Genomic DNA, 17,033 nt, shown 5'->3' on the forward strand with positions numbered 1-17,033 from the left:
ATGGGGTTGACGCACCACCCTTGTCACGAATTATCCCTGAGCGCCGACTGTCAATGGAGCATGGATCTATGACTGAAGCCTTCATCGTTCAACGCGAGATCCAGATCGCAGCCCCGGCTGCAACCGTGTTCGCCTTCCTGACCGATCCGCAAAAGATCGTAAGCTGGATGGGGCTGGAAGCCGCGACCGAGACGCATCCCGGGGGCCTCTACTTCCTCAAGGGGCTCGGCAGTGATCGCAGCCGCGCCGCGCGCGGAGCGTTCCGCGAGGTCGTGCCGGTGCATCGTCTCGCCTACAGCTTCGGCTGGGAGGGCAGCGAGGAAGTGCCGCCAGGATCGAGCCTGATCGAGATCGACCTGATGGAGCAGGACAACGGCACGCTGCTCCGCATGACCCATAGCGGCCTGCCGAACGCCGCGCAGTGCGAGAGCCACGACAAGGGTTGGGCGCATTACATGGGCCGGCTCTCCCACGCGGCCGCCGGTCGGGATCCCGGCCCCGACCACGGTCCTGCCAACCGCCATTGACGTCGCGTCATGTCGGCCATTTCGAGCCGAGGATGATCGAGCAGAAGTTCGTCCTGGTATAGTTCATGTCCTTCAGCGCCAGCACGTCGGCCTTGACGTTGCCGAAGGTCGTCAGCGGCTTCCTGATGGTGCCGGCGGCGAAATGATCGATGATGTTCTCCTTGAAGTTCGCCTCGCGCGGATGGTGCGCGCAGACATGGTCGCGGTGCTCGTGCGAGAAATCGTCGTAGGCGATGCCGAGCACGTCCATCTCGACGCCGGCGGTGACCAGCGCAATGGTCGGACGCATATGCTCGGGGACGCCAGGCGTGGTGTGCAGGGCGATTGAGGTCCAGACATCCTCGATGTCGCGCTCCGGAACGCCATAGCCCTTGAGGAAGTCGCGTGCAGCGTTGGCGCCGTCGACCTCGAAGCGCAGATCGGGGCTCGCGTGAGCAGCGGTGAGGCCCATGTCGTGGAACATGGCGCCGACATAGAGCAGTTCGGGATCGAATTTCAGCTTGCGGCGGTTGCCGGTCAGCGCGCCCCAGAAGAACACGCGGCGGCTGTGATTGTAGAGCAGGGCGTCCTCGGTATCCCATACCAGCTGGGTGGCGGCGCGGGCCATCGCGCTGTCGGGTACGCGGATGCCGGCGATGATCTCGGTCATTTCAAGACGCTCCTCGATGTGGCAAGACGATGCCGTGGCGTGCGAACACGCGAGCCCGGCGCTTGTCTCTGCGGTGTGTGCGGATCGCCGGATGGCGCGATCCGTGGGGTGCTTGTCGCCCGTTTTGGCCCGATCCCGCAACGATCGCGCGCCGCCGGATCGGGCCAACCAGACGTCGTTTCGCGCCAGCGGGCAGGGAGAAGGCATGGCGGTTCAGAGGGTCGCGATCGCGATTCACGAAGGGGTTCAGGCGCTCGATGTCGCGGGTCCCGTCGACGTGTTCGCGGAGACGAACGGCTTTGTGCCAGCGGGCGATGGCTATGAGACCGTGCTGGTCGGTGCCGACTGCGAACCGCTCCGCGCGTCGAACGGCATGAAGATATCGGCCGATCTCAGCTTCGCCGAGGCACAAGAGAGGTTCGATATCCTGCTGGTGGCGGGCGGGCCGGCATTGCCCGATGCCGCGCCGGATCCCGAACTGACACAGTGGCTGCGTGGGGCGCCCGCGCGCGCCGAGCTCTATGGTTCGATTTGCACCGGCGCCTTCGCGCTCGGCCATGCCGGGCTGCTCGACGGCCACAAGGTGACGACGCATTGGCAGAACGCGCAGCGGCTGGCGGCGCGCTTTCCCGCGGCCGAGGTGATCTTCGACCGCATCTACATTCGTGACGGACATCTGATGACCTCGGCCGGCGTGACCGCGGGGATCGATCTCGGGCTCGCGCTGGTCGCCGAGCGGCACGGGCCGCAGGTTGCGGTCGCGGTGGCCAAGCGCCTGGTCGTGGTGGCGCAGCGCCAGGGCGGGCAGTCGCAATTCAGTCCCTATCTCACCGCGCCGGTCGATGAGGATTCGCCGATTGCGCGCGCGCAGGCGCATGTCATGCAGCATGTCGGCGAGCGCCACACGCTGCAGTCGCTGGCGGAAGCCGTCGGCATGAGCGTGCGCAATTTCGGCCGCGCCTTTGCGCAGGAGACCGGAATCACGCCGCACGAATTCGTCGAGCGGGCGCGGGTCGACGCCGCGCGCCAGCTGCTCGAGAGCTCAGACCGGCCGCTGAAGGCGGTTGCGTTCGACTGCGGCTTCGGTTCGGCCGACCGGATGCGGATCGTGTTCACCGAGCGGCTCGGTGTGTCGCCGGCGCAATACCGCGCGAGTTTTCGCAAACTGTGATGCGGTTCATCAACCGGAGGCTGTATCGGGGATAGGATCGACGTCGCCGACGCCGGATCCTGCCACACATCTTCTCCCGAGAGGCCGCCCATGGACGCGCTCACGCTCTTCATCATCCGTCATGCCGAGAAGCCGGGCGATTCCTGGCCGGGACCCGGTTTCACCGCGGATGGCGTCTCCGACACCGAGTCGCTTGTGCTCCGTGGGTGGGAGCGTGCGGGCGCGTGGACCGCGTTGTTCGGCACCGATCTCACCGGCGGTGACTATGCCAAGCCCGATGCAATCTATGCCGCGACACCGGGCACCACGGCCAATCAGCCGCCGTCGAGCCGTCCGGCCGAGACGATCTCGGCGCTTGCCGCACGGCGCGGCCTGACCCCGAACGAAAGCTTTGGCAAGGGCGATGAGCCGAGGCTGGTGCCTGCGGTGCTGGCGCTGAAGGGCGTCGTGCTGCTGTGCTGGGAGCACAAGGCGATCATCTCCGATATCCTTCCGCTGATCCCGGTCAGCAAGGGCACCCCGCCGACCAAATGGGAGGGCAGCCGGTTCGACGTCGTGCTGCGCTTCGACCGCGCCAAGGGCGACGACAAGTTCGCCTTCAAGGAACTGTTCCCGAAATTGCTGTCGGGCGATTCCGACAAGCCGCTGGGTGGTTGAGCCGCGTCGCGGCTCCGGCGATCAGTCGAGCCCGAGCGCCTTGCGCGACTTCCGCGTGAGCTTTCCGGCGATGAGCGCATGCGCCTGGTCGAGATAGGCCTTGAGCTCAGCGTCGGGCAGGGAGTCGTTCGCCATCAACTGCACCCATTTGGCGCGCGCCAGATACGGCGCCGGCCGCGCCAGGCCCTGCTCGATCAGAAGGTGATAGGCCATGTTCGAGGTCTTGAACATGAAGCCGCCGGTGCTCTCGATGTAGCCGCCGGCCAGCGCGAACATCTTGCCGCCGACCTTGAACACCGACGTGCCTTCCCATTGCACCACCTTGGTGGCGGCGGGCAGGCGCAGGCAATGGGCTTCGAAGGTCTTGGGGCGCATGAGTCGCGGGGCTGGAAGGCGTTCAAAGCCATAGGCCAGCCGCATGAAGGTCGGCAAGCCCCGGACTGAGAGCCCGGCCAGTCCTCGGCCAGCAGTCGTCGCCGTCCATTTCGGAAATTTCACGAAAATGTGGTTGTTGTCCCTCCATCTGTAGATATATCGTAAGATATGTTTTCAGTAAGGAATGCACAAATGAGACGATCGATGTTTCGCGACCGGGACGATGACGGCTTCCGGTTTGGGTTCTTCGCCATGGGCCGGCATGGCAGGGGCGGTCACCGCTTTGGCCGCGGCGGCCATGGCTTCTTCGGGCGGGGTGGCGGCGGTGATTTTCCGGGATCGCGGCGGCTTTCGTCGCAGGATCTGCAACTGGTCATCCTGGCGCTGCTCGGCGAGCAGCCGGCGCACGGCTACGAGCTGATCAAGAGGATCGAAGAGCGGTCGGACGGCTTCTACAGCCCGAGCCCGGGCGTGATCTATCCGGCGCTGACGTTCCTCGAGGAGATCGGCCATGCCAGCGTCACCCAGGACGCGGCGCGCAAGCTCTACAACATCACCGAGCAGGGCAGGGCGTATCTCGGCGAGAACCGCACGACCGCGGATACCATCCTCGAGGCGCTGTCGCGGATCGGCCGCCGCATGGAGGAGGTGCGCGAAGCCTTCGCCGGCGTGAGCGATCTCGACGGCGAGGCGTCCGACGAGGTGCACCGCGCCCGTCACGCGCTGAAGAGCGCGCTGCGCCAGAAGCGCGGCTGCGATGCCGCGGAGGCGCGGCGGATCGCAAAGATCCTCGACCGCGCGGCCGCTGAGATCCTGCAGCAATGACGCCGTCGCAGCAAAGGAGACCTTTCATGTACAACGCCGAACCGCACAGCGCGATCCGTGATGCCCGCGTCACCGCCGTCATCGAGCGCCTGCAGGCCACCCGCCGGGCGCCCGTGAGGGGCAATCCGACGCAGAGCGGCAGCCGCGACCCGCACGACTATGCCGAGCAGGGATTCTCGATCCACCCGGAGCAGGGCGAGCTGATCTATCTGTTGTGCCGCGGCCTGCGCGCCCAGCGCGTCGCCGAGTTCGCGACCTCGGTCGGAATGTCGACGCTCTATTTCGCCGCCGCGATGCGCGACAATGGCGGCGGCACCGTGATCGGGTCGGAGATCGTGCCGGCTAAGGTCGCAGCGGCGAAGCGCAATCTTGCGGAGGCCGGCCTTGCCGACTACGCCGACATCCGCGAGGGCGATGCGCGCAAGACGCTGCGCGATCTCGGTGGTCTCGTCGACTTCATCCTGATCGACGGCTGGCCGGGCGACAAGGGGCCGACGCTGGCGCGCCAGGTGATCGAGATCGTCGCGCCGCAGCTTCGGGTCGGCGGCTACGTCATGAACGACAATGCCGAGGCGGATTTCCTGGAGTTCGTGCGCGATCGCGACAATGGCTTCGTGTCGATCACGCTGCCGCTCAAGGGGGGCACCGAGCTCTGCCTGAAGGTGGCCTGACCCGGTGGACTGCATCTCCTGATCGACTGCTGTCGTGATTGTGAGCCGCAACCACACCATGCCATGCTGGATTTTGCCGGCGCTTCTTGCTCTGTTCGAGGAAAATCAGGAGCGAAGCGCCGCATGTCCGAAGTCCCGCCCAATCATCCGCTCGATCGCCCAATCTGGAGCGCGCTGACCACGAGACAACGCGAGCTGGCGGAAGGCGGCACCGATGCGCGGCGCTTTCCGCTCGCGATCGCACCCTTCGCCGACATGGTCGACATGTCGCCAAGGAGCTTTGCCGCGCTCGGTGCACTGCTGTCGGGACCTGACATCGCGGTGCTGTTCACGCCCGATCCTGTCCCGGTGCCGCCGGAGTTCAAGGTGCTGCTGGCCGAGACCGGCGAGCAGATGATCGGCGTGCCCGCGGACCATTCTGTGCCCGGCGTCGAGATCGTCACGCTCGGCGCTGCCGACGTTCCTGCGATGATGGCGTTGACGGAGCTGACAAAGCCCGGCCCGTTCAGTGTGCGGACGCATGAGCTCGGCAGCTTTCTCGGCATCCGCATCAATGGCGAACTGGTCGCGATGACCGGCGAACGGATGAAGCCGGGGAACTACACCGAGATAACCGCCGTCTGCGTGCATCCGGAGCATCGCGGCCATGGCTACGCGCAGGCGCTGCTGTCGGCGGTCGCCCGCCAGATCGTGGCGCGCGGCGAAATTCCATTCCTGCACGTCTTCACCAGCAACGTCTCGGCGATCGCGCTCTATCGCCGCCAAGGCATGGAGATTCGCCGCCGCCTGCACATCACGGTGTTGCAGAAGCAGGGGTAGGGATGCGCGGCAAAGTGGGTTGAGGGAAATCCCTCATTCCTCATCGCGGATCTCGTGCTTACCTTTGCCGGATCGCAACACGATGAGAGAGGATATCTCGATGTCCGAGCAATCCCAGGACAAGCGTCCCGTACCCGATCCGGCGGAGAACAATGCTTACTTTCCGTCGCCTTATTCGCTTGGGCAATTCACCTCGCCCAAGTCGGATCTCTCCGGCGCAGACTATCCCAACGCCTACAGGGGCGGCCGCTGGAAAATTCTGATGATCGCCGCGGACGAGCGCTATCTGCTGTTGCAGAACGGCACGATGTTCTCGACCGGCAACCATCCCGTCGAGACCTTGTTGCCGATGTATCATCTCGACAAGGCGGGCTTCGAATTCGATATCGCGACCGTGTCGGGCAATCCGGTCAAATTCGAGCTCTGGGCGTTTCCGAAGGAGGATGACGCGGTCAAGAGCATCTACCAGAAATATCTCGCCAGGCTGAAGCAGCCGCTGAAGCTCTCCGACGTGATCGAAAAAAAACTCGGCAAGGATTCCGATTACATCGCGGTGTTCATTCCCGGCGGCCATGGTGCGCTGATCGGCTTGCCCGAAAGCACCGACGTGAAGGCCGCCCTGAAATGGGCGCTCGACAACGACAAGCACATCATCTCGCTTTGCCATGGCCCGGCGGCGCTGCTGGCGTCCGCGGTCGGCGAAGCCAAGGGCGACTATCCCTTCAAGGGCTACAAGATCTGCGCATTTCCCGACGCCATCGATCGGACCACGCCCGATATCGGCTACATGCCGGGCGCGCTGACCTGGGCGTTCGGCGAACAGTTGCAGGCGCTCGGGGTTGAGATCCTGAACAAGGACATCACCGGCAAGACCCATCAGGATCGCAAGCTGATCACCGGTGACAGCCCCTTCGCCGCCAATAATGTCGGCAAGGCAGCCGCAAAGGCTCTGCTCGATACGCTCGGCGGGCGTTGAGCGGACGGCGGCTCAACCTGCGGGCGGGCGAACCTCGCCCCGCCGCCGGTGGCGGCTCAATGTCGCGCGCCTTGCAGGCCGACCTCGCTTGAGGGAAAATCCTCAACGCGCTCGGCCGCGCGCGACCGGCCTTCCGCACGACACGATGGCACCGCATGGACCGCTACATCGAAGCCGTGGTTGCGATCGAGGGCAGCGAGAGCTTGCCCGCGATCCAGGCGGCGGTGCGGTCCGCGAGCGTGCCGCTCGGCTACGACCGGTTCGTGATGTTCTCGGCGTCGCCGGCACGTGAGGACCTGGTTGACCGGATCTACTGGGTCGAAGGCGACTGGTTCGGCAAAGGCGTGACCGTCGATGCCGAGACCTATGTCCGGCATTGTCCGGTGACGCGCAATTTCCTCAATGTGGACCAGGCGTTTTTCTGGTCCAAGGTGATGTCGGCGCGCGGCGAGAAGTATCGCGTGGTGCGCACGCCGCGCGGGCCCGGTTTCCATGGGCTGCAGGTTCCGGTGTTCGGGCGCAGCGGCCTTGAAGGCGCGATGAGCTTCGCCGGAACGCGGATCGATGCGTCGCCGCGGACGCGTGCGGCGCTGACGATGATCGGCGCCGCGGCCTTCCGCGCCGCCCGCGGGCTGATGGAAGCGCACGAGCCGAACGGTGCGTCGAGCCTGTCGCCGCGGGAGCGCGAGGTGTTGCGCTGGATTTCGGCGGGACGACGCCAGGCCGACATCGCGGCATCGCTCGGCCTGTCCGAACGCACAGTCGAGAACCATTTGCGGCGTGCGCGGCTTCGGCTCGGCGTCGCCACGACCGCGCAGGCCATCCGGCTTGCGATCCGCAGCGGCGAGATCGAGGACTGAGGCGCTTGCGGTCGGCCGCCACAGGGCCGGGCGAGCGATAGCTGCGGCTCAGTGTTTCTTCGCCGTCTTCGCCCTGATCTTCGGCGCATGCGTGCCCGCAGCGATCCGCGTCAATGCATCGGCAAATGCACGTGCCGCAGGTCCCAGCGGTTCATCGAGCCGGTGGGCGAGATAGGCCTCCATCGCGAGCGCGGCGTTGCGGCCGAGCGCGCCGGTTTCGACCCGCACCAGGCGGCGCTCCTTCAGGTCGCGCGCCACCTGCCAGAGCGGCAGCCGGCCCCAGCCGAGCCCGGCCAGGATCATGGCGTGCTTGGTGTCCTGATTGCTCACCCGGCAGATCTGCGGCGAGAGCACGCCGAAGCTGCGGCCCTCCGACAGCGGGGTCGGATCCGACAGCACGATCTGCAGATGATCGGCGAGATCCGCCACGCTCTTGCGGCCGCGGCGCGCGAGCGGATGGCCGGCGGAGGCGACGGCGACGATCTGCACCGCGCAGATCGCATCGAGCGCAAGACGCGGATCGCGAAAATCCTCGCCGACCGTGACCGCGAGCGTGCTGCGCCGTTCGGTCAAGCCAGCGATCGGACCGCCCATCGGTTCGACCGCGAGCCGCACGCTGACGGACGGATAGGCCGCCCGCATTTCCGTCAGCGCCGCGCCGACGGCGGCGATCGGAAACAGCGTATCGACCACCAGCGACAGTTCCGATTCCACGCCATCGCCCAGGCCGCGTGCCCGCGCCCGCATCGCGTCGACACGGAGCAGCAGGTCGCGCGCGTTGCCCAGCAGTGCCTTGCCCTCGGCCGTCAGCGCCGGGCGATGGCTGGAGCGGTCGAACAGCGTCAGGCCGAGTTCGGCCTCGAGGTTCGCGATGGCATGGCTGACCGCGGATTGCACCCGCGCCAGTTTGGCCGCGGCGGCGCGGAAGCTGCCGCGCTCGGCGATGGCGACAAAGGTGCGGATCTGATCGAGCGTGAGGTTGTCGAGCATGATCTATGAAATCGATCAATCGGATGCAAAGCATATCACTCCTGTCGATGGTCGGGAAACGCTATCTCTGTGCTCTGACCCAGGGCGGAGTGGACGCATGACGATCGAGACGCCGTGATGCAGCAGAGCGAGGCGAAGCGATGGGCCACGGTCGCCATCGTGATCGGTTGCGGGATCGGCGCGGCGCTGCAGGTCGGCAAGGTTCCGATTGCCGCCTCGATGCTGCAACAGAGCCTCGGCATCGACCTTGCCGCGGTCGGAACGATCGCCGGCATCTTTGCGGTCCTCGGGCTTGTCGGCAGCGTTCCGGCGGGCGTGGTGATTGCCGCGGTTGGTGCTCGCAAGGTGCTGCTGTGCGGGCTCGCGGCCATCACGCTGGGGGCAGCCTCGGGCGCGCTCGCGCCACAGCTAGCGGTGCTGTTGGCGTCGCGCCTGCTGGAAGGGCTCGGCTTCCTGCTGGTGATGGTCGCGGCTCCTGCATTGCTGGATCGTGTCGTCGATGTCAGCGCGCGCGACGTCACCATGGCGGTGTGGAGCTGCGTGATGCCGTTCGGGATCGCGCTGGCGCTGGTCGCCGGCCCGATCTTCGATGGCTGGCGCACGATCTGGTGGGCCAGTGCTGCCTTTGTCGCCCTGCTGTTCGTACTCGCCGGCGTCATTGTGCCTGATGTGGCATCGCGGACCGGCCCGGCGCGGAGCGGCCTGATGCAGGAAGCCACCGCGCTGGCGCGGCGCCGCACCCCGGCGCTTCTGATGGTGCTGTTTGCGCTCTACAGCCTGATGTTCTTTGCGTTGTTCAGCTTCCTGCCGATCCTGCTGACCGAGCGGCTCGGCGTGTCCAGCCAAGGCGCCGGCGGGCTCAGTGCGTTGGCCGGCAACATCGTCGGCAATCTCGCCGCCGGTCATCTGCTCGCGCGCGGCGTCAGCCGCAACCTGCTGATTGCCGTGGCGGCATTCGTGATGGGCGCGTCCGCGCTTGGAATCTTCCTGCCGGTGCTCGGCGGCTGGGGCGCATTCTGGCTGTGCCTTTTGTTCTCCGCGATCGGCGGCCTGATCCCGGCGACGTTGCTTGCAACCGCACCCGCCGCGGCGCCATCGGCGGCGATGGTGCCTGTCATGATGGGCCTGTTGATGACGGGCAGCAATTTCGGCCAGGTCACCGGTCCAATCGCGGTCGGCGCCGTGGTCTCGGCATGGGGCTGGGGCGCGGCCTGCATCATGGTGGTGGCTGCGGCGATCCTTGCCGGTATTGCGGCATGGATGCTGGCGCGCGGCGATCACAAGCGCGTAAGCGAGGCGACGGACCCGGCTTGACGCCGCGCGCGCAGGAGCCGAAGGAGTGAAGGTCTCTCACGCCAACGACAACAGGAACCTTCATGACACGCGTGCGCTGTATCACCGAAATGGGCATGGGCGTCGACGTCCACGGCCGCGACGCCACCAAGGCCGCCAAGCGGGCCGTCTCGGACGCCATCCGCCATTCCAGCCTCGGCTTCTTCCGCATGCTCGGCAAGACCGCCAACGACATGTTCGTCGACGTCACGATCGCCGTGCCGAATCCCGAAGATGTCGATACCGCAGCGGTCGCGAAGGAGTTGCCTTATGGCACCAAGACCGTGAAGGCGATCGCAGGCGGGCTCGAGATTCCGTCCGATCTCGGCAACGACCCGATCCTGATCGCGAACGCCGCCGTCATCGTCAGCTTCGACGACGGCAAGTGAGGGAAGCGCGTCGGGCGACCGGCATGCGTGCGCTATTCGCCGCCTCTGAAATAGTCGGGCTTGCCGGTCGTCCAGGTCTCGCCCCAATGCTGGCCGCCGCCGTCGACGGTCAGCGTCTCGCCGGTGATGAACTTGCCGGAGGGCGCGGCGAGGTAGACGGCGGCCTCCGCAATGTCCCAGGGCGTGCCCGGGCGCATCATCGGATTGGAGCGCGGGTAGGCGGCGCGCGCCGCTTCGCTGTAGACGTTCCAGCCCTCGGTCTCGATCGCGCCGGGCGCGATGCAGTTAATGCGGATGTTCAGCGGCGCCCATTCGACCGCGAGCGCGCGCGACAGGCCGATCACGCCGGAGCGTGCCGCGATCGAGTGTGCAATGCCGTAGAGGCCGTGCGTCGTGACCACGACGATATTGACGATGCTGCCGGGATGCTTGCGGTCGCGCCAGCGCTGCGCCGCGGCCTGCATCATGTACCAGGTGCCGTTGAGGTTGGTGTTGATGACCGCATTCCAGCCCTTGATCGAGACGTCGATCGCGGGTTGCGGGAACTGGCCGCCGGCGCTGTTGACGAGATGATCGACACGGCCGTGCTCGGTCCACAGCGCCTCGAACATTGCATCGACCGCGTCGGGATCCTTGATGTCGGCGACATGCGCGGACGCCTTGAGCCCGCGATGGACGAGACGATCGACCAGTGCGTCGAGCCTGCCGGCATTGCGGCCTGCGACGACGACATGCGCGCCGAGCCGCGCGAACAGCCATGCGATGGCGCGGCCGATGCCGCCGGCGCCGCCGGACACCACGACCACCCGACCGGCGAGCGCATCGGGGGCGAACACGGTCGGGTGCGTTGCGAGTTCGTCGTCGGAGAGGCCGAGCATTGCGCCTGTCGTTGCGCCCGTCTGTTGATCGTTCATGGCCGGTTGCAGACCTTGCGGCTTTCACTGAGCTCCGTACATTAGCCGTCCAACAACAACCCTGCAAAAGAATGTCGACATGACCGACTTGTCTGCCTTTCCCATCACAAAACGCTGGCCCGCCCAGCATCCGGACCGCCTCCAGCTCTATTCGCTGCCGACGCCGAACGGCGTGAAGGTCTCGATCATGCTCGAGGAGATCGGGCTGCCCTACGAGGTCCACCTCGTCGACTTCAACAAGGATGACCAGAAGACGACGGAGTTCCTGTCGCTGAGCCCGAACGGCAAGATTCCGGCGATCCTCGATCCCAACGGCCCCGGCGGCAAGCCGCTGCCATTGTTCGAATCCGGCGCTATCCTGCAATATCTCGCCGACAAGACCGGCAAGCTGTTGCCGGTGGACGTCGCGCGCCGCTATCAGGCCATCCAGTGGGTGCATTTCCAGATGGGCGGCATCGGACCGATGTTCGGCCAGGTCGGCTTCTTCCACAAATTCGCCGGCAAGGATTACGAGGACAAGCGGCCGCTGCAGCGCTACGTCGCTGAGTCGAAGCGCCTGCTCCGCGTGATGGAGACGCATCTCGCCGGACGGCAGTGGTTCATGGACGATGAATACAGCATCGCCGACATCTCGATGCTCGGCTGGGTGCGCAATCTGATCGGCTTCTACGGCGCGCGCGAGCTCGTCGGGTTCGACCAGTTCACGCACGTCGCGGCCTGGCTGGAGCGCGGTCTCAAGCGGCCGGCAGTCGAGCGCGGATTGAACATTCCGAAGCGGCCCTAAGCAACCTACTTCAGCAGCTCATAGACGATGGGATTGTCGGCACAGGCGGCAAAGCCGCACTCGAGCAGGGTGGAGAACACATTCAGTGCCGTCAGCCCGACCACCAGCCACACCGCACCTTGCGCGAACCTGCCGGGCGAGCTGCCCGGCGCCGCGCGGTGCTCGAACTGGCGGTCGAACAGCAGCATCGCCGCGAGCAGCACGATCGCGACGACAAATCCGATCAGCGCCCACGTATAATAACGATAGCCGAGCAGCGCCGAACCGTAACCGGCGTCGCCGGGGAGGATGTGCAGCAGCACCTGCCGGGTCGAGACCGTGGCGCCAAGGACGGCCGTGAGCAGCGACAACGCATAATGACTCGGCCGCGGCCCGAAGCGGATATTGAGGATCGGCCCGATCGCCAGCAGGGCGAACAGGATGCGCTGCAACAGACAGAGCGGGCAGGGCAGCTCGTGGAGCAGCAGCTGCGCGGCAAAGGCGGCGGCCAGTACCAGCGCCAGCCCATAGAGCGCGACGGCATTGAGGGTGACGGCCTGCGTGTCGTTCATGGCCGGCCTCAGAACGACAAAGTGAGACGGTCGGTGGCGTGGTGCAGCAAGGTCGCGACGCAGGCGATCAGGATCACCGCGAACAGACCGATCGCGACGGGACGCGGGCCACGCCAGGCCACCAGCATGGCGATGGTGATGGCGAGAAACAATGCCGTGAATTCCATTCCCAGCCTCCCGATGCGAGCCGGCCGCAGTCTATGACAGATTCGTGTGCGCTCGCGACGGTGCGAATGGGCATTGTCGCTTGCGCGCGGCTCCGCCAAGATGGCATCACCAGTTGAGTTCATCCCAGCCGGGGCACCTCATGACCACAGCCGCCATCAAGCCCGTTGCCCATCCCCGTCATCAGCCCTGGTACAAGATCCTCTACGTCCAGGTGCTGATCGCGATCGTGGCAGGTGTCCTGATCGGATATTTCTATCCGAATCTCGGCAAGGAATTGAAGCCGCTGGGCGACGGCTTCATCGCGCTGATCAAGATGATGATCGCGCCGGTCATCTTCTGCACCGTGGTGCACGGCATCTCCTCGATGGGCGACCTCAAGCGCGTCGGCCGGGTCGGGTTGAAGACCCTGATCTATTTCGAGGCGGTGTCGACGGTGGCGCTTGCGGTCGGTCTTCTGGTCGGCGAGCTGCTACAGCCCGGCCACGGCTTCAACATCGATCCTTCCACGATCGATCCGAAATCGGTCTCCAATTACGTCACGCAGGCCAAAGAGCAGGGCATCGTTGCCCATCTGATGGCGATCATTCCGGACAGCTATCTCGGCGCGGTCGCGCGCGGCGACCTGTTGCAGGTGCTGCTGATCTCGATCCTCTCGGGCTTCGCCATCGCTCTCATGGGCAAGGTCGGCGAGCCGATTGCGTCAGCGATCGACACGGCCGCCAAGATGTTCTTCGGCATCATCCGGATCATCGTCCGCGTCGCGCCGCTCGGCGCATTCGGCGCGATGGCCTTCACGGTCGGCGCCTACGGCCTCGGCTCGCTGCTGAATCTGGCAGCGCTGATCGCGACCTTCTACCTCACCAGCATCCTGTTCGTGCTGATCGTGCTGGGCGCCATCGCGCGGCTCGCCGGCTTCTCGATCATCCGCTTCATCGCCTATATCAAGGACGAGCTCCTGATCGTGCTCGGCACGTCGTCGTCGGAGACGGTGCTGCCGCAGATGATCCAGAAGATGGAGCATCTCGGCGCCTCGCGCTCGGTGGTCGGCCTCGTGGTGCCGACCGGCTACAGCTTCAATCTCGACGGCACCAACATCTACATGACGCTGGCGACGCTGTTCCTGGCGCAGGCCACCAACACGCATCTGACGATCTGGCAGGAGCTCGGCATTTTGGGCATCGCCATGATCACCTCGAAGGGCGCGTCCGGCGTCACCGGCGCCGGCTTCATCACGCTCGCCGCAACGCTGTCGATCGTGCCCGATATTCCGATCCAGTCGATCGCGATCCTGGTCGGCATCGACAAGTTCATGAGCGAGTGCCGCGCGCTCACCAACCTGATCGGCAACGGCGTCGCCTGCGTCGTGATCAGCCTGTCGGAAGGCGAGCTCGACAAGCAGGCGCTGCACGAGACGATGGCGCATCCGCTCGAGCTCGGCGAGGCGCTGGAGCCGGGCGGCTCAGGCTAGAGCAATATGAAGTTAAGGGGCCGTCGGATGGGCGCTGCCAAAATATCGAAAACAACCCCATGCAAAGCAGCCGGCGGCGGCCGGTGTTCGAGCAGGCAACTTGACATGTCGGGCAACTCAGGGATACCCTTCTAATATTCCGAAATTGCGCAGGTGTCCGCTCGTCCCAAGGCTGTCGCATATGGCATCTGCGGGCCTCTGCAACTGACTGCGTCGCAGGCGGGAGAGGAGAACGCGTCTCGTTCGCGGCCGCAGCCCAGGTCGTGAACTCATGAAGTGGGAAGGGCCCGCACTGTAGGATGACGACTATGCGCCAAGCCTTGCGTGCATGATGCGCCATCGATAGTCCGTGGCGGGACCGGTTCGCCTCTGCGAGTTCGTCCATCCAGCCCAATCCAGGAACACTCAACTATGCTCACCGTCTATGGCGAAGGTCGCGGCTTCCGTGTTGTCTGGCTGCTCGAGGAATTGGGATTGGCTTATCGGCTGCGCCCGGTCGACCTGTTCGCAGTCGAGAATGATCGCGATTTCCTCGCCATCAACCCTGCCGGCTTCATTCCGGTACTGCAGGACGGCGAGACGATCATGGTCGAATCGATCGCGATTCTCGAGTACCTGCTCGCCCGGCACGGCTCAGGTTCGCTTGCCGTCGCTCCTGATGATCCCGCCTTCGCGTCCTATCTGCAATTTCTCCATCTGGGCGAGGCCGGGCTCGCCGGGCCGATGAACGCCGTCATTGTCGGTCGCCAACTGGCGCCCGAAGCCGAGCGAGATGCTCGGGTTACTTGCTGGGCATTCGAGACCTTCGAGAGCCGGCTGGGGCTGGTTATCCGCCGTCTCGCGGATGGCCCCTATCTCGCCGGCGACCGATTCACGGCTGCCGATATCTCGGTGAGCTACGCCCTCCTGCTCGGCCTGCGAACCGGCAACTACGTCCCAGGTCCGACCGAGCGGGACTATCTCGCCCGCACGACGGCACGCCCTGCCTACACGCGAGCGATGGAAAGCTGCCAGGCCACCAAGGCTTGGGCGGCGAGATCACCGGGATTGTAGTGCTCGCTTCAAGCCGGCTGTGGCTCCACGCTTACAAGTCCACTGCCCGGGCTGTGTACTCATTAGCGGCTGGCGCTGATGTGCGCTCAACCCCCACAGCGGCGAAAAAGCGGTCATCTCCCGAGATCGCCGAACGGCCGCAAGCGGGAGTGCCGCCTACTTCCCTCGATACCGAAGAGCTTCAACCAGCAGCGAGAATGCCGGTGAAGGTTGACGACGGCTAGGGTAGTACAGGTGGTATCCGGAAAATGGAGGACACCAATCCGACAGTACCCGAACGAGCCGTCCGTCGGAGACGTAGGGCTGCACGTTACGCTCCATCAGGTATGCGAGGCCAAAGCTGTTCAACGCCGCTTGCAGGAGCGGGCCTGCGCCGTTGAAGACGAGCTGGCCGTCGACCCGCACGTTGAGCGCGCGCCCGTCCTTCTCGAATTCCCAAGCGTAGAGCCCGCCATGGGTCGGCAGGCGCAGGTTCAGGCAGTTGTGGCTGGTCAGATCCTGGGGGGGGGCGCGGCCTCTTTCGGTTGGCAAAATATGACGGAGCGCCCACGACCGCGGACCGCAAATCCGGTCCGACGCGAACGGCAGTCATGTCTTTGGCGACCAGCTCGCCAGATCGGGTACCGGCGTCGTATCGCTGCGCAACGATGTTCGCGAGGCCGTAGTCGACAATGACTTCCACACTGATGTCCGGGTAATTCGGCAGCATCTTCGCCAGGGCGGGCAGCAGGATCGCTTCGGCGGCGTGTTCGGTCGCCGTGATCCGGATGTTGCCGGCCGGTTTCTCCCGCAACTCGCCAAGGGCCGACAGCTCGGCGTCCATTTCCTCAAATTTCGGCCCGACGCTTCGGAGCAGGCGCTCTCCCGCCGGAGTCGGCGCAACGCTTCGCGTGGTGCGGTTGTACGCCGCGGCCTCTCGGCTCAACAATCGGCGTCTCTGGAATACTGGATCACCCGCATGCGCGTGTGATGACACTGAGCAAGCTGAGTAAGCCAATTCCGTCACTCTGAGCAGCGCCGCCTATTCGACGAGATCCAGCATTTTGAAAGGTCAGCAATGGTAGAGAGCTTCGAAGGAAAGGTTGCGCTTGTTACCGGCGCCGCTGGTGGCATTGGTCTGGCGACAGCCAGGGCATTTGGTGTTGCAGGCGCGTCCGTGGTCGTTGCAGACAGCAACACAGCGTTGCTCGAAACTGCCGCTGCTGAACTGCGATCCGCGGGTCATGACGTCCTTGCCGTCGGCTGCGATGTAACGGATCGGGGCCAGGTGAACGCAATGATCGAGCAGGCGATCGAGACTTACGGGAAGCTCGATGCAGCTTTCAACAATGCGGGCATCAACTGCGATGCTGCGCCATTGGTTGAAACGGAAGATGCCGAGTTTGACAACATCATCGATGTCAATCTGCGCGGTGTGTGGAACTGCATGAAGGCGGAGCTTCGCCACATGACCGCACAAGGAAGCGGCGCAATCGTCAACTGCTCGTCGATCGGCGGGATGAGGGGCTCCAAAGGGCGCGCCGCCTATTCCGCCAGCAAATTCGGGGTGATAGGTCTCACCCGCGCCTCCGCACTCGATTATGCCGGGAAGGGCATCGGTATCAACGCAGTATGCCCGGGCATTATCGGCAATACTCCGATGGCGAAGCGGGTAACAAGGAACAACGATCCAGAGATCGTCAAGGCGTTCGTAGCAGCCGAACCGATCGGACGCCTTGGTGAACCTGAAGAAATCGCTGCCGCTGTTCTATGGTTATGCGGTTCGGCGGCAAGCTTTGTGGTCGGCCATGCCTTGGTGGTCGATGGAGGTATTTTGGCCTGACCAGCGGGTGAATGACGTCGCGCCGCCAGAGC

General features: G+C 65.0%; 20 protein-coding genes and 1 pseudogene. 14 read left to right on the forward strand and 7 right to left on the reverse strand.

The features are described 5' to 3' along the window. Positions 1 to 68: 68 nt before the first annotated feature. Positions 69 to 527, forward strand: coding sequence for an SRPBCC family protein (locus tag ACVI1L_RS31875; RefSeq protein WP_057019819.1), 459 nt, complete (start codon positions 69 to 71; stop codon positions 525 to 527). Between the two features lie 7 nt (positions 528 to 534). On the opposite strand, the gene ACVI1L_RS31880 is transcribed toward ACVI1L_RS31875, so the two are convergent. Then, entirely contained in the window at positions 535 to 1,176 is a 642-nt protein-coding gene (locus ACVI1L_RS31880) for an HD domain-containing protein (RefSeq protein ID WP_456784704.1), read from the reverse strand. 205 nt (positions 1,177 to 1,381) lie between these two features. On the opposite strand from ACVI1L_RS31880, the gene ACVI1L_RS31885 reads away from it, so the two are divergent. Beyond that, a complete protein-coding gene (locus ACVI1L_RS31885; protein ID WP_456784705.1) occupies positions 1,382 to 2,347 on the forward strand; it encodes a GlxA family transcriptional regulator in 966 nt (321 codons plus the stop codon). 90 nt (positions 2,348 to 2,437) lie between these two features. Continuing rightward, positions 2,438 to 3,004: a hypothetical protein gene (locus tag ACVI1L_RS31890; RefSeq protein ID WP_018271230.1), complete on the forward strand. Its 567-nt coding sequence runs from the start codon at positions 2,438 to 2,440 to the stop codon at positions 3,002 to 3,004. Positions 3,005 to 3,025: 21 nt separating this feature from the next. On the opposite strand, the gene ACVI1L_RS31895 is transcribed toward ACVI1L_RS31890, so the two are convergent. Continuing rightward, positions 3,026 to 3,379, reverse strand: coding sequence for an MmcQ/YjbR family DNA-binding protein (locus ACVI1L_RS31895; protein WP_057019824.1), 354 nt, complete (start codon positions 3,377 to 3,379; stop codon positions 3,026 to 3,028). 192 nt (positions 3,380 to 3,571) lie between these two features. Here ACVI1L_RS31895 and ACVI1L_RS31900 point away from each other — a divergent pair, with 192 nt between their 5' ends. From ACVI1L_RS31900 to ACVI1L_RS31920, 5 genes are all read left to right on the forward strand, one after another. Further along, the gene (locus ACVI1L_RS31900) at positions 3,572 to 4,204 is read left to right on the forward strand and encodes a PadR family transcriptional regulator (RefSeq protein ID WP_456784706.1); all 633 of its coding nucleotides are present in this window, start codon (positions 3,572 to 3,574) and stop codon (positions 4,202 to 4,204) included. A gap of 26 nt (positions 4,205 to 4,230) precedes the next feature. Beyond that, a complete protein-coding gene (locus tag ACVI1L_RS31905; RefSeq protein WP_456784707.1) occupies positions 4,231 to 4,875 on the forward strand; it encodes an O-methyltransferase in 645 nt (214 codons plus the stop codon). Between the two features lie 123 nt (positions 4,876 to 4,998). Beyond that, positions 4,999 to 5,694 carry a GNAT family N-acetyltransferase gene (locus tag ACVI1L_RS31910; RefSeq protein ID WP_456784708.1) on the forward strand — a complete coding sequence of 232 codons (696 nt, stop codon included), beginning with the start codon at positions 4,999 to 5,001 and terminating at the stop codon, positions 5,692 to 5,694. 100 nt (positions 5,695 to 5,794) lie between these two features. After that, complete coding sequence (gene hchA, locus ACVI1L_RS31915; RefSeq protein WP_076832194.1) at positions 5,795 to 6,670, forward strand: glyoxalase III HchA; 876 nt, start codon at positions 5,795 to 5,797, stop codon at positions 6,668 to 6,670. Positions 6,671 to 6,825: 155 nt separating this feature from the next. Further along, positions 6,826 to 7,530, forward strand: coding sequence for a PA1136 family autoinducer-binding transcriptional regulator (locus ACVI1L_RS31920; RefSeq protein ID WP_141342288.1), 705 nt, complete (start codon positions 6,826 to 6,828; stop codon positions 7,528 to 7,530). Between the two features lie 48 nt (positions 7,531 to 7,578). On the opposite strand, the gene ACVI1L_RS31925 is transcribed toward ACVI1L_RS31920, so the two are convergent. Continuing rightward, on the reverse strand, positions 7,579 to 8,520 hold the full coding sequence (locus tag ACVI1L_RS31925) for a LysR family transcriptional regulator (protein WP_456784709.1): 942 nt from the start codon (positions 8,518 to 8,520) through the stop codon (positions 7,579 to 7,581). Between the two features lie 117 nt (positions 8,521 to 8,637). Here ACVI1L_RS31925 and ACVI1L_RS31930 point away from each other — a divergent pair, with 117 nt between their 5' ends. Next, the gene (locus ACVI1L_RS31930; RefSeq protein ID WP_456785638.1) at positions 8,638 to 9,834 is read left to right on the forward strand and encodes an MFS transporter; all 1,197 of its coding nucleotides are present in this window, start codon (positions 8,638 to 8,640) and stop codon (positions 9,832 to 9,834) included. 62 nt (positions 9,835 to 9,896) lie between these two features. Further along, positions 9,897 to 10,241: a Lin0512 family protein gene (locus tag ACVI1L_RS31935; RefSeq protein WP_026192671.1), complete on the forward strand. Its 345-nt coding sequence runs from the start codon at positions 9,897 to 9,899 to the stop codon at positions 10,239 to 10,241. 32 nt (positions 10,242 to 10,273) lie between these two features. Here the strand turns inward: ACVI1L_RS31935 and ACVI1L_RS31940 are convergent, their stop codons facing one another. Further along, entirely contained in the window at positions 10,274 to 11,155 is an 882-nt protein-coding gene (locus ACVI1L_RS31940) for an SDR family oxidoreductase (protein ID WP_141342291.1), read from the reverse strand. A gap of 79 nt (positions 11,156 to 11,234) precedes the next feature. Between ACVI1L_RS31940 and ACVI1L_RS31945 the strand changes: the two genes are divergently transcribed. Then, positions 11,235 to 11,939 carry a glutathione S-transferase family protein gene (locus ACVI1L_RS31945; protein ID WP_168855628.1) on the forward strand — a complete coding sequence of 235 codons (705 nt, stop codon included), beginning with the start codon at positions 11,235 to 11,237 and terminating at the stop codon, positions 11,937 to 11,939. 5 nt (positions 11,940 to 11,944) lie between these two features. Here the strand turns inward: ACVI1L_RS31945 and ACVI1L_RS31950 are convergent, their stop codons facing one another. Together ACVI1L_RS31950 and ACVI1L_RS31955 are read right to left on the reverse strand one after the other, a co-directional pair. Beyond that, positions 11,945 to 12,490 (reverse strand): disulfide bond formation protein B, encoded by a 546-nt coding sequence (locus ACVI1L_RS31950; RefSeq protein WP_456784710.1) that lies wholly within the window; start codon positions 12,488 to 12,490, stop codon positions 11,945 to 11,947. A gap of 8 nt (positions 12,491 to 12,498) precedes the next feature. After that, entirely contained in the window at positions 12,499 to 12,657 is a 159-nt protein-coding gene (locus tag ACVI1L_RS31955; protein ID WP_016842788.1) for a DUF5993 family protein, read from the reverse strand. A 140-nt stretch (positions 12,658 to 12,797) separates the two neighbouring features. Between ACVI1L_RS31955 and ACVI1L_RS31960 the strand changes: the two genes are divergently transcribed. Then, on the forward strand, positions 12,798 to 14,126 hold the full coding sequence (locus tag ACVI1L_RS31960) for a dicarboxylate/amino acid:cation symporter (RefSeq protein ID WP_076831866.1): 1,329 nt from the start codon (positions 12,798 to 12,800) through the stop codon (positions 14,124 to 14,126). Positions 14,127 to 14,537: 411 nt separating this feature from the next. Further along, a complete protein-coding gene (locus tag ACVI1L_RS31965; RefSeq protein WP_456784711.1) occupies positions 14,538 to 15,179 on the forward strand; it encodes a glutathione S-transferase family protein in 642 nt (213 codons plus the stop codon). 156 nt (positions 15,180 to 15,335) lie between these two features. Here the strand turns inward: ACVI1L_RS31965 and ACVI1L_RS31970 are convergent. Next, a pseudogene (locus ACVI1L_RS31970) lies at positions 15,336 to 16,194 on the reverse strand (LysR substrate-binding domain-containing protein). Between the two features lie 42 nt (positions 16,195 to 16,236). Here ACVI1L_RS31970 and ACVI1L_RS31975 point away from each other — a divergent pair. Then, complete coding sequence (locus tag ACVI1L_RS31975; protein ID WP_456784712.1) at positions 16,237 to 17,001, forward strand: SDR family NAD(P)-dependent oxidoreductase; 765 nt, start codon at positions 16,237 to 16,239, stop codon at positions 16,999 to 17,001. Positions 17,002 to 17,033: the final 32 nt, after the last annotated feature.

The sequence above is a fragment of the Bradyrhizobium sp. USDA 4516 genome (assembly GCF_054055915.1).